Origin of the sequence: Acidovorax sp. 100 (assembly GCF_003688355.1) — a bacterium.
GTDB classification, from domain to species: Bacteria; Pseudomonadota; Gammaproteobacteria; order Burkholderiales; family Burkholderiaceae_C; genus Acidovorax; species Acidovorax delafieldii.
Genome location: NZ_REFD01000001.1, coordinates 4,860,455 through 4,872,515, shown reverse-complemented (window position 1 = coordinate 4,872,515; position 12,061 = coordinate 4,860,455). Strand labels below are relative to the sequence as shown.

The 12,061-nt window shown below is 63.3% G+C and carries 10 protein-coding genes; 9 read left to right on the top strand and 1 reads right to left on the bottom strand.

Going from position 1 to position 12,061, the window contains the following annotated elements:
* Positions 1-847: 847 nt before the first annotated feature.
* From ltrA to nudB, 6 genes are all read left to right on the top strand, one after another.
* A complete protein-coding gene (gene ltrA / locus C8C96_RS22300) occupies positions 848-2,578 on the top strand; it encodes a group II intron reverse transcriptase/maturase (protein ID WP_121944145.1) in 1,731 nt (576 codons plus the stop codon).
* A 141-nt stretch (positions 2,579-2,719) separates the two neighbouring features.
* Positions 2,720-3,070 carry an FmdB family zinc ribbon protein gene (locus C8C96_RS22295; RefSeq protein WP_121943678.1) on the top strand — a complete coding sequence of 117 codons (351 nt, stop codon included), beginning with the start codon at positions 2,720-2,722 and terminating at the stop codon, positions 3,068-3,070.
* Positions 3,071-3,078: 8 nt separating this feature from the next.
* Complete coding sequence (locus tag C8C96_RS22290; RefSeq protein WP_056641200.1) at positions 3,079-3,699, top strand: DUF502 domain-containing protein; 621 nt, start codon at positions 3,079-3,081, stop codon at positions 3,697-3,699.
* A gap of 53 nt (positions 3,700-3,752) precedes the next feature.
* Positions 3,753-5,570: an aspartate--tRNA ligase gene (gene aspS, locus C8C96_RS22285; RefSeq protein WP_056060406.1), complete on the top strand. Its 1,818-nt coding sequence runs from the start codon at positions 3,753-3,755 to the stop codon at positions 5,568-5,570.
* A gap of 137 nt (positions 5,571-5,707) precedes the next feature.
* Entirely contained in the window at positions 5,708-6,535 is an 828-nt protein-coding gene (locus tag C8C96_RS22280; RefSeq protein ID WP_056747298.1) for a CsgG/HfaB family protein, read from the top strand.
* Positions 6,536-6,546: 11 nt separating this feature from the next.
* On the top strand, positions 6,547-7,023 hold the full coding sequence (gene nudB / locus C8C96_RS22275; RefSeq protein WP_121943677.1) for a dihydroneopterin triphosphate diphosphatase: 477 nt from the start codon (positions 6,547-6,549) through the stop codon (positions 7,021-7,023).
* Between the two features lie 52 nt (positions 7,024-7,075).
* Here nudB and C8C96_RS22270 read toward each other — a convergent pair whose 3' ends face one another.
* The gene (locus tag C8C96_RS22270) at positions 7,076-8,842 is read right to left on the bottom strand and encodes a tetratricopeptide repeat protein (protein WP_121943676.1); all 1,767 of its coding nucleotides are present in this window, start codon (positions 8,840-8,842) and stop codon (positions 7,076-7,078) included.
* A gap of 356 nt (positions 8,843-9,198) precedes the next feature.
* On the opposite strand from C8C96_RS22270, the gene C8C96_RS22265 reads away from it, so the two are divergent.
* The 3 genes from C8C96_RS22265 (at position 9,199) to folE (ending at position 12,061) form a co-directional block, all read left to right on the top strand.
* A complete protein-coding gene (locus C8C96_RS22265) occupies positions 9,199-9,936 on the top strand; it encodes an endonuclease/exonuclease/phosphatase family protein (RefSeq protein ID WP_099731073.1) in 738 nt (245 codons plus the stop codon).
* A gap of 37 nt (positions 9,937-9,973) precedes the next feature.
* Positions 9,974-11,218, top strand: coding sequence for a cardiolipin synthase ClsB (gene clsB / locus C8C96_RS22260; RefSeq protein ID WP_121943675.1), 1,245 nt, complete (start codon positions 9,974-9,976; stop codon positions 11,216-11,218).
* Positions 11,219-11,335: 117 nt separating this feature from the next.
* Positions 11,336-12,061 (top strand): GTP cyclohydrolase I, encoded by a 726-nt coding sequence (gene folE / locus C8C96_RS22255; protein ID WP_056060424.1) that lies wholly within the window; start codon positions 11,336-11,338, stop codon positions 12,059-12,061.

The window sequence follows — 12,061 nt, the reverse complement described above, 5'->3', positions numbered from 1 at the left end:
TTAAACCTGCTTTCATCGCGGCAGTGATGCCGTCTGTAGCGCTCGCGCAACTTGCCGACGAGTCCGCCACAAGCGGAACTCGCCAATGGGATGACCAAATCCGTCCACGGATTGGTCACCTTGTAAATTGCGCTGCGCATCTCTGACTCTCAGAGTGTTCTGCTCTGTTTTGCCTTGTCACACCTTCGTCCGAAGTGCTGTGACCTCTTGTACGACCATGAGTAGCCTAGAGTGGCATGCGGGGACGGTAACGTCTCCGTGTGAAGCCCGCTCGACAATGCGTCCCCGTAACACGGCTGGGGTCCCCTGCGAGGGGGGCGTCAGGACCATCGCCAGCAGAGGTGATATAGGACGCTAGGCTAGTTCCGCATGGGCAACATAAGTGAATCATCGTTTGAACCAGGGTAACAATTGAGCGGCCAAATCTGCTGATAGGCCGTAACCAAACGGTCCGCTGCTGGCATCACCTGTCAAAACTAGGTGTTCGTCGTCACACATGCAGCCCCTGGAGAGATGAGCCCTAAACGGATAGACGTAAACAACGCAAGTTGTCATTCGTCGGCAAGGCAGGGAACGTGGTAAGCCCCACTGTCCGCCCAAGCGCTCTGCGCAAGGGCAGGGAAGTCGCGAGACGACCTGTTGGATGAGGGGGTATGGGATAGCGGAGAAAGCGAATGGTTACCTGTAATGGGTGGCATAGGGGCCCGTGCCCTGACGCGAAAGCGTGCTGACTTCCGCGTGGTGCAATCGTCGTTACACGACTGACTAAGTTCAAACTGACCCCGAAGGGATGCAATTCCCCTTCGGGGGAGGTGTGCGTCTCCAGGGGTTCAACCTGGAGGAAAGCATGAGAAAACACGTCGCTTCGCGCGACGAGTCTGCGTCCTCACGCGAACCGCAAGACTGGCACTCCATCGATTGGGGTCTAGTGGCGCGGAACGTGCGGACGACGCAGACCCGTCTAGCGAAGGCTACGCAAGAAAAAGACTGGCGCCGCGTGAAAGCGCTGCAAAGGTCTCTAACTCACTCGTTCTCGGCCAGAGCGCTGGCCGTGAGACGAGTGACCGAAAACCAAGGCAAACGAACGAGTGGCGTCGATCGCGAACTTTGGGATTCGCCTGCCTCCAAATGGGCGGCGATCGGTCGGTTGAAGAATCTTCGAGGGTACAAACCGCAGCCCTTGCGGCGGGTCTACATTCCCAAAGCAAACGGGAAGGAAAGGCCGCTTGGCATTCCGACCATGTTTGACAGGGCCATGCAGGCGTTGTTCCTACTGGCATTGGAACCAGTGTCAGAGAGCACCAGCGACCCGAACAGCTACGGCTTTCGGACTGGGCGCTCAACGCACGATGCCATGAGCCAGTTGTTCGTTTCCTTGTCCCAGAAGGCCTCGGCCGAATGGGTACTGGAAGCCGACATTCAGGGGTTCTTCGACCATATCAACCATGACTGGATGCTCGACCGTGTTCTCATGAACAGGGAAGTGCTACGGAAATGGTTGAAAGCCGGAGTGGTCCATCAGGGTCGCTTCTCGCCGACAGATGAGGGAACACCGCAAGGTGGTGTCATTTCGCCAACCCTGGCGAATTGCGTTCTGAATGGGTTGGAAACGGGACTCGCCGCGCACTTAAACGCGCGGCTGGGTGTTGTGAAAGCCCGTAGAGCCAAAGTAAATGTGGTCCGCTACGCGGACGACTTCGTCATCACTGGGAGCTCACGAGAGCTGTTAGAGATTGAAGTCCGACCATGGGTAGAAGCATTCCTTGCAAAACGAGGACTGCGGCTATCGCTGGAAAAGACCTGCGTCACGCACATTGACCGAGGCTTCGATTTCCTTGGGTGGAATTTCCGCAAATACCGTGGAAAGCTGCTAATCAAGCCGAGCAAGAAAAACGTGAAAGCGTTCTATCGCAAGGTATCGGAAATCGTAAGGACGCATCTATCGACAAAACAGGAGGATCTCATCGCGCAACTTAACCCAATCCTTCGGGGATGGGCTAGGTATCACCAACCGGTGGTCGCGAAAGAGACGTTCAGTCGGATGGACTACCTCATCTACTGGCGGCTTGTCCGCTGGGCGAGGAGGCGACATCCGAAGAAGTCCCCAAGCTGGTGCACCCAACGTTACTGGAAGGTCATTGGTGAAAGGACAGAGTTCGCAGCCAAAGTAGGTACAGAAGACGAACCGATCATGAAACGGTTGGCGCGATTAAGCGACACAGTGATTGAAAGGCATGAAAAGATCAAAGGAGACTACAACCCCTTTGATCCTGTCTGGGAGGAGTATGGAGAGATGTTGCGGACGAAACGCACGGCAAAGAGCCTGCGCCATCGTTACGAAGCGTCAATGCTGTATATCTCCCAGGACGGGCGCTGTGCACTCTGCACGGAACTGCTCGATCATGAGGGCGGCTGGCACGATCATCACATTGTTTACAAGGTGAATGGCGGGTCGGACGCTATGTCTAACCGGGTGCTCCTGCACCCGGTGTGCCATCAGAGGCTGCATGCCCTTGGGTTGCCGGTCGCGAAGCCGGCCTCAACAAGGCTTAGGGTCCAGGATAAGAAAGGCGCGTAGAGTAAAATCGCGTGTTTTGCTTATTGCTGGACTAAGTTGTGCTTGAGCCGTGTGCGGTGAAAGTCGCATGCACGGTTCTTAGGGGGGGATGGTCCAGTAATGGGCTGTCCCTACCCTCCCACTTTCCCTCAACACACTGACATGCCTATTTACGCCTACAAATGCGGCTCCTGTGGCCATGCCAAGGATGTGCTGCAAAAAATCTCCGACGCACCCCTGACGGTGTGCCCGGCCTGCGGCGCCGAAGCCTTCTCCAAGCAGGTCACTGCTGCAGGTTTTCAGCTCAAGGGCTCGGGCTGGTACGTGACCGATTTCCGTGGCGGAAACGGTGGCAACTCCGCCCCGGCCACCGAGGCCAAGTCGGAGTCCAAGACTGAATCAGCGGCACCTGCCAGTGGCGGTGATGCTCCTAAAAAGGAAGTGGCCAGCACAAGCACTGCCAGCGCTACCGGCACCACCGGTACCAGTGGCACTTCTTCCTCTTCGAGCTGAGGACCTGCATGGCTGCCCTGCGCAAATGGCTGTTGACAGGCCTTCTGGTCATCGTGCCCGGTGTCATCACGGCCTGGGTGCTCAACTGGATTGTGAGCACGCTCGACCAGACCCTGCAGATCCTGCCCGGCGCGTGGCAGCCCGACAAGCTGCTCGGAGTGCATGTCCCGGGCTTTGGTGTGGTCCTCACGCTGGCCATCTTGCTCGTGGTGGGCGCCATTGCCAGCAACTTTGCGGGCCGCAAGCTTGTGCAGTGGGGCGACGCGCTGGTACACCGCATTCCGGTGGTGCGCTCTATCTACTCCAGCGTCAAGCAGGTGTCGGACACGCTGTTTTCCGAGAGCGGCAATGCCTTTCGCAAGGCTGTGCTCGTGCAGTGGCCCCGCGAAGGGGTATGGACCGTGGCGTTCGTCACGGGTGCCCCCAATGGTGAAGTGGCTGCGTACCTGCGCGACGAGTTCGTCAGCGTGTACGTGCCCACCACCCCCAACCCCACGGGGGGGTATTTTGTGATGGTGCGCAAGAGCGACTGTGTTGAGCTCGACATGAGTGTGGACAGTGCCCTCAAGTACATCGTCTCCATGGGTGTGGTGGCTCCAGCGGACCCTACGCTGCCCCCACCCAAGTAAGAAAAGCAATCTCTTTCAACGTCAACGCGCCCTGCGGCGCCGGAAGTTTTGTCATGGCCATGCGTTCCCACTATTGCGGTCTTGTGACCGAAGCCCTGTTGGGCCAAACCGTTACCCTGTCGGGCTGGGTGAACCGCCGCCGTGACCATGGTGGCGTGATCTTCATCGACCTGCGCGACCGCGAAGGCTACGTGCAGGTGGTGTGCGATCCCGACCGCGCCGAGATGTTCAAGGTCGCCGAAGGCGTGCGCAACGAGTTCTGCGTGCAGGTCAAGGGTGTGGTGCGCGCACGCCCCGCAGGCACCACCAACGACAAGCTCAAGACCGGCCAGATCGAAGTGCTGTGCCATGAGCTGAACGTGCTCAACCCCTCCGTCACGCCTCCGTTCCAGATCGACGAGGAAAACCTGTCGGAAACCACGCGCCTCACGCACCGCGTGCTGGACCTGCGCCGCCCGTACATGCAGAACAACCTGATGCTGCGCTACAAGGTGGCCATGGAGGTGCGCAAGTTCCTCGATGCGAATGGCTTCATCGACATCGAAACCCCCATGCTCACCAAGAGCACGCCCGAAGGCGCGCGCGACTACCTCGTGCCCAGCCGCGTGCACGATGGCCATTTCTTCGCATTGCCCCAGTCGCCCCAGCTGTTCAAGCAGCTGCTGATGGTGGCGGGCTTCGACCGCTACTACCAGATCACCAAGTGCTTCCGCGACGAAGACTTGCGTGCTGACCGCCAGCCTGAATTCACCCAGATCGATATCGAGACATCGTTCATGGAAGAGCAGGACATCCGCGACATGTTCCAGGGCATGATCAAGACGGTGTTCCAGAACACGCTGGGCGTGGACCTGGGCGAGTTCCCCGTCATGACCTACCAGGACGCTGCGCGCCTGTATGGCTCCGACAAGCCCGACCTGCGCGTGAAGCTCGAATTCACCGAGCTGACCGACGTGATGAAGGACGTGGACTTCAAGGTGTTCTCGGGCGCCGCCAACATGAAGAATGGCCGCGTGGTCGGCCTGCGCGTGCCCGGTGGCTCGGTCGAAGGCGGCGGCATCAGCCGTGGCGAAATCGACGCTTACACCGAGTTCGTCAAGATCTACGGCGCCAAGGGCCTGGCCTACATCCGCGTCAATGAACTGGCCAAGGGCCGTGACGGTCTGCAGTCGCCCATCGTGAAGAACATCCACGACGCAGCGCTGCAAGCCGTGCTGGAGCGCACGGGCGCACAAGATGGCGACCTGATCTTCTTCGGTGCCGACAAGGAAAAGATCGTCAACGACGCGATTGGCGCGCTGCGTATCAAGATCGGTCACAGCGAGTTCGGCAAGAAGAACGGCCTGTTCGAGAACCGCTGGGCCCCGCTGTGGGTGGTCGATTTCCCGATGTTCGAGTACGACGAGGAAAACCAGCGCTGGAACTCGGTGCACCACCCCTTCACCAGCCCCAAGGATGGTCACGAAGACTGGATGGTCACTGCGCCCGAGAAGTGCATCTCCAAGGGCTACGACATGGTGCTCAACGGCTGGGAAATGGGTGGCGGCTCCGTCCGTATCCACCGCGCCGACGTGCAGCAGAAGGTGTTTGACGCCCTCAACATCACGCCCGAAGAAGCCCAGCTCAAGTTCGGCTTCCTGCTGGATGCGCTGCAGTACGGCGCGCCTCCGCACGGCGGCCTGGCCTTTGGCCTGGACCGCATCGTGACGCTGATGACTGGTGCCGAGTCGATCCGCGACGTGATCGCCTTCCCCAAGACCCAGCGCGCCCAGTGTCTGCTCACGCAGGCGCCCAGCCCTGTGGACGAAAAGCAGTTGCGCGAGCTGCACATCCGCCTGCGCAACCCCGACGCGGTCAAGACTGCGGCCTGATTCCGGACGCACACGTCCTTTGCGCATGCAGCCATGCATCGCACACCAAGCGGCTCGGGCCTTGCGCCCTGGCCGCTTTTTTCATGCGCGGCGCATCGGGCACTGGCTGCCGTGCACGGACTGAAAGAGGTACTTCCATGCGTTTGTTGACACGCTCCCATTGGCTGCTTGCGGCCACATGCATCGCCCTGGCTGGATGCGGCGAGAAGAAGACCGAACTGGGCCAGGGCGGCTCGGTGGTCACGGGCTCGGCCGGGCCCCAGGGCGCGCAGAACGCGGCCCGTGAGCTGGTGCGTTGCGATGCGCCGGTGGCCACGCTGGCGCTGGCCGAGAACCCCAATGGCTACATCATGGGCTCGGGCTACCAGCTGCCCGCGTCGCCGGTGCCGCTGGTCAAGCTGCTGGCCCAGCAGAGCGGGTGTTTCCGCGTGGTGGACCGGGCAGCGGGCCTGAAGGGCACTGTGCAGGAGCAGGAATTGAAGGACGCCGGCATCCTGCGCAAGAACAACTCCACCGTGGCCAAGGGCAAGGGGTACGAGGCGCAGTACACGCTCACGCCCAGCCTCACGTTCAGCGAGCAGGATGCGGGCCGGGGCCTGGCCGGGGTGATCGCCATGATCCCGGTACTGCGCGACATCGCAGGCCTGGCCGGGCTGGTGGAGCAGGTCAAGTTCAAGGAAGCACAGACGGCCTTGCTGCTGTCCGACAACGAAACCACCGAACAGGTAGCGGCGGCCACGGGCTCAGCGCGCACCACCGACCTGGGGGTGGGCGGCCTGGTGTTCGGCAAGCTGGGCGGTGCGGCGGGCGCTGGCTGGAGCAATACCAATGAAGGCAAGGTCATTGCTGCGGCGTTTCTGGACGCGCACAACCAGCTGGTGGTGCAGGCGCGTGCGTTGCAGGCCAAGGAGCTGCCCCCGCCCGTGCCCACCACCACGGCAGCCCAGCGCCCCAAGGGGGGCTGAAGGCACAGGCCATGGCAGCCGCCGGGCCACCGCGGCCTTACAAGCTTCCAGAGTCGGTGCTGGTGGTGATCCACACCCCCGCGCTGGAGGTGCTGCTGATCCGCCGCACCGGGGGCGAGGGGCATTGGCAGTCGGTCACCGGTAGCAAGGATGCGCTGGATGAGCCTTTTGCCGAGACCGCACGCCGTGAAGTGGCCGAAGAAACCGGGATAGACACCCAGGCACCGGGTTGCCTGTTGGCCGACTGGGCGCTGGAGAACGTGTACGACATCTGGCCCCAATGGCTGCACCGTTATGCCCCTGGCGTGGTGCGCAACCGCGAGCGCGTGTTTGGCCTGCGTGTGCCCGCAGGCACGCCCGTGGTGCTGAGCCCACGTGAGCACGACGCCTATGAGTGGCTGCCCTGGCAGCAGGCCGCTGACCGGTGTTTTTCAGCGTCCAATGCCGAGGCGTGCCTGTTACTCCCCCGGTTTTTGCATCTCGGGTGAGTCGACTCCGAATGGCCCGGCGGCAACTGGGGCACGGCCGGGCGGCGTCGACTCAAGAGGCGTCTGGAGGCCGCAAGCGCAGGGCAGCAGCAGGATCGTCGGCATCGTCTGCGGGCGACGGGCCGAGGGCCAGGCTGTCTGGTGATGGCTGCGGAGTGCGCGTGGGTGTGTTGTCGCTGCTGCCCCGCACCCTCAGTGCCACTCCGCCGGGGTGGCGTTCACTGTCTTGCCCCAGGATGGCCCTCGCCGGGGTGCTGCCCATGCGTGCGCGCAGTGCGTCGATGCTCTCTTGCAGCGGTTGGGGGGCGGCCATGCGCGCGCCATGGCGTAGCAGCACTTGCTGTGCCATATCGAGCAGTTTGGAGTTGAGGGTGCGTTCGGCTTCGGCCAGCAGGTTTTGCACGGCACCGCCAGGGTCGCCGCCCAGGCTTTGCGCCATGGCGACTTCGGCCGTCTTGTTGACGCGTTGCAGGCAGTCTCGCACCAGTTGGCTATAAGGCTCATGCAGGTTGCAGGCGTTGGCCATCAGCTCGGTCAAGCCGCGTGTGTTGGCATAGCGCATGCCCAGTGCCAGCACCCAGCTGTCGCCCTCGGGCAGCTCGATCGACGTGACGGCCAATACGGCCAGCAGGCTGCCCAGGTTGCAGGCAGCCTCAAAGTCGAAGGTGCTGGACGTGATCTCGCGGGCCATGCCACGCACCGATTCAACCGCTTGCGAAAACTGCCGCTGCTGGATGAGCTGCAGCGCCCGCGCCACCTCGGCAAAACGCCGGATGCGTGCGCTGCCGTAATGGCGCTCCAGGATGCGCGCAAAGTCGGCCATGCAGCGCTCGATGCCCTTGCGGTCGTTCTCGGCGTAATACGCAAACGTCAGCAGCACCAGCGACTGGTAGTCGAACAGTTTGGAGTCAATGCCCAGCACTGTGGCGCGTGCCAGCACCTTGGTGGCGGTGGCGCGGTCGCCCATGTAGTAGGACATCATCCCCAGCTTCTGCAACCGCACCACCGAGTCGGGCGTGAGGGTGCTGGCCGTGCGGTAGGTCTCGATGGCCTGCGAAAAATTGCCCATCTCCACCTGCGCGCGGCCCAGCACGTCGTAGGCGTCGGCGAACGACGCGTCTTCGCCAATCAACTCCTGCAAGGTGGTGATGGCGCGCGCGGCCTGGCCTGATTCGATCTGTGCGCGGGCCACGCCCAGCTTGGCCCAGGGCAGGGCCCGTGCCGCGATGACGGCCTCGAACAGGGTGCGCGCCTCGTCGTGGCGGCCCAGGCGCAGCAGCAGCTCCGACCCGATGCGGGCGGCGTACAGCCAGTAAGGCTTGCGGGCCTCGAAACGCTCCACGCACAGCGCGGCGGCCTGCTCAAAGTCCTCGGCCTCGATGGCATCGAAAATGGGCTTGAGGTGGATCTTGCGCAGGCGCGCCAGGCTCAGGCGCTCGAACAGCGCGCTGGGCGTGAAGGGCTTGAGCAGGTAGCCGTCCAGGGCCGACTCGGCGGCCTCGGCCACTGCGGCGTACGACGCCTCGGCCGTGACCATGAAGAACACCGTGGAAAACGGCAGCAGCTGTGCGCGCCGCAGGTCGTCCAGCAGGGTCTGGCCCGAGTAGTTGGATTCGCCAAAAAACTGGTCGCACAACACGTAGTCGAACACCGTGTGCTCCAGCCGGGCGCGCGCGTCCTGCACACGGGAGCATTGCACGATGCGGGTCACGCCGTACTCGCGCAGCTGCCCCACCAGAATGCTGCGCGATGTGGCATTGCTGTCCACGATCAGCGCCTGGGTCTGTGGGGCGGGATTGGGGCCGCTCTCGGTAGCCATGGGGGTCGGGGCCGTCCCTGCGTGCTCAAAATGTTGGAGTCTCCAGTGTAAAGCGCTGCCGCCCCCTGCCTGCGTCGGGCAAACCCCTTGCTACCACGGCTTGCGACACAATCTCCAGTCCTAGGAGCGGCAATTGACCGCTTGCCGTTTTCAAGGGCGCCTCATGGATACTGACTCTCGCTGCTTCGTTGACGTTCGCTTGTCGAGTGGGCACGCTACGCATTCGCCAGCACCGCGCTCGGCGCGCCATGCGGCGTTGCTCCTTCTTGCGGGCATGAGCCCGCCGCGTCCTCGCGCCTTGCCTGGCGCACCCATCGCGGCGCTGGCGAGCGCGTTCAATTACCCCTCCTAGGACCATGCAACACGACGACATCCTGCGCGTAGCCACCTACAACATCCACAAGGGTGTGCAAGGCATCGGGCCCGCGCGGCGGCTGGAGATTCACAACCTGGGCCTGGCGGTGGAGCAGCTCGACGCCGACATCGTTTGCCTGCAGGAGGTGCGCAAACTGCACCGGCGCGAGGCGGCCTACTTTCAGCGCTGGCCTGATCTGCCGCAGGCCGAGTTCCTGGCCCCCGAAGGCTACGAGGCGGTGTATCGCACCAATGCGGTCACCAAACACGGCGAACATGGCAACGCGTTGCTCACCCGTTGGCCGGTGATCGGGCACCAGCATGAAGACATCTCGGACCACCGTTTCGAGCAGCGCGGGCTGCTGCATGTGGAGGTGGATGTGCAGGGCCGCAACGTGCACGTGATCGTGGTGCACCTGGGCCTGATCCCTGGCAGCCGCATCCGCCAGGTCGAGCGCCTGCAGGGCTTCATCGAGCGCGAGGTGCCCCCCGGTACGCCGCTGGTGGTGGCCGGTGACTTCAACGACTGGGGGCAGCAGCTCAAGCGCATGCTGGCAGGCTTTGGCCTGTATGAATGGGATGCGCCCCGCACCTTCACCTACCCCGCACGCCTGCCGCTGGCGCAGCTGGACCATGTGTACGCGCGTGGGCTCACGCCGCTGTCGCTGCAGGTGCCCCGTGGCCGCATTTGGTGGCGCATGTCGGACCATCTGCCCCTGATCGCGGAGTTCCGGCTGTGAGGCGCTGCCGGGGTGTGCGCGGTAGCGGGGTGACGGGATGAGGCGCAAGCCCTTTGCGCAGACCCCGGGCACCGGGCCCGCCGACGACCACCAGGTCCGACTGCTGCAAGGCGCCGAGGAGTTCTTTCCGGCGCTCACCGAGGCCATGGATGCTGCGATGGCGGACATCCAGTTCGAGACCTACATCTTTGACTTCACCGGCGCCGGAGCCACCGTGGCCCAGGCGCTGATGCGCGCTGCAGCGCGCGGCGTGCGCACCCATCTGGTGGTCGATGGCGTGGGCACGGGTGCGTTGCCCAAGGCCTGGGCCGATCAGTTTCAGGCCGCCGGGGTACTGTGCAGCGTGTATTCGCCGCTGGGGCCGCTGGGGCTGCTGCTGCCACACCGCTGGCGGCGCCTGCACCGCAAGCTGTGTGTGGTGGATGGGCGGGTGCTGTTTTGCGGCGGCATCAATGTGCTGGACGACTTTCACGACCCCAACCACGGCGCGCTGGAGGCCCCCCGTTTTGACTTTGCCGTGCGGGCCACGGGCAGCCTGGTGGCATCGGCCAGCGACACCATGGACCAGCTCTGGTGGCGCATGCAGGCCGTGCGCGATGCACGCCAGCGCCGCTTGCCGGAGGCCCTGCAGGCCTTGCGCGCGGCCAGCGCGGCACGGCACGCGGAGCAGGGCGGCGACCCCGGCGCAGGCCCGCCTGTGCGCGCCACCCTGGTGCTGCGCGACAACGTGCGCAACCGCAGCCGCATCGAGAAGGCCTACCGCCGCGCCATCGGCGCAGCCCGGCACGAGGTCATCATTGCCAATGCCTATTTCATGCCCGGCGGCAAGCTGCGCCGCGCGCTGGTGATGGCCGCGCGCCGGGGCGTGCGCGTGCGCCTGCTGCTGCAGGGGCGGTACGAATACTTCATGCAGTACCACGCAGCCCGCCCCGTGTATGGCGCGCTGCTGGAGGCGGGGGTCGAGATCTACGAGTACGCCCCCAGCTTTCTACACGCCAAGGTGGCCGTCATCGATGCGCAGGGCGACCGGCCCTGGGCCACGGTGGGTTCGTCCAACCTTGACCCGCTCTCGCTGCTGCTGGCGCGCGAGGCCAATGTGGTGGTGGAAGACGCCGCCTTTGCCATCGACCTGCGCCAGCGCCTGGTGCACGCCATGCAGCACGCGGGCCGCCGCATGGACCCGGCGCGCTATGCCGGCCGCCCGCTGCGCCAGCGGGTGCTGGACCGCGTGGCGTTTGGTCTCATGCGCCTGGCGCTGTGGGTGACGGGCAAGCGGTATTGAGAGAGTTTCAATCGAGCTTGCTACTTTATTGATAGCTGCTCAGGCATATTCCACTAGCGCTTGCTGCCTAAAACCCTTGTAATTGATCAAACTGGGTTCGCTGGTACGATGCCAGCCATGTCCAGCCAACCTGCCGCCGATATGACGCCCACCTCACCGGACGAAGGCACGCCCGTTTCCGTCAAGATCCGAGAACGCCTTGCCGCCGCGCGCAAGCGCTTTCACGCCAACGACAACATTGCCGAATTCATCGAGCCCGGCGAGCTGGAAAAGCTGCTCGACGAGGTCGAGGTCAAGATGCAAGGCGTGCTCGACAGCCTGGTGATCAACACCCAGGGCGACCACAACACCAACAACACCGCGCGCCGCGTGGCCAAGATGTACCTCAACGAGGTGTTCCGCGGCCGCTACGTGGCACAGCCGCCCATCACCGAGTTCCCCAACGCCGAGCACTTGAACGAGCTGATGATCGTGGGCCCGCTCACCGTGCGCAGTGCCTGCAGCCACCACTTCTGCCCTGTCATCGGCAAGATCTGGATCGGCGTGATGCCCAACGAGCACACCAACGTGATCGGCCTGTCCAAATACGCGCGCCTGGTGGACTGGATCATGGGCCGCCCCCAGATCCAGGAAGAAGCCGTGGTCCAGCTGGCCGACCTGATCATGGAAAAGACCCAGCCCGACGGCCTGGCCATCGTCATGGAAGCCAGCCACTTCTGCATGTCCTGGCGCGGCGTGCGCGACAACGACAGCCGCATGATCAACTCGGTCATGCGTGGCGTGTTCCTCAAGGACAGCGCTTTGCGCCGTGAATTTTTGTCCCTCATCCCTGGAAAGAACTGA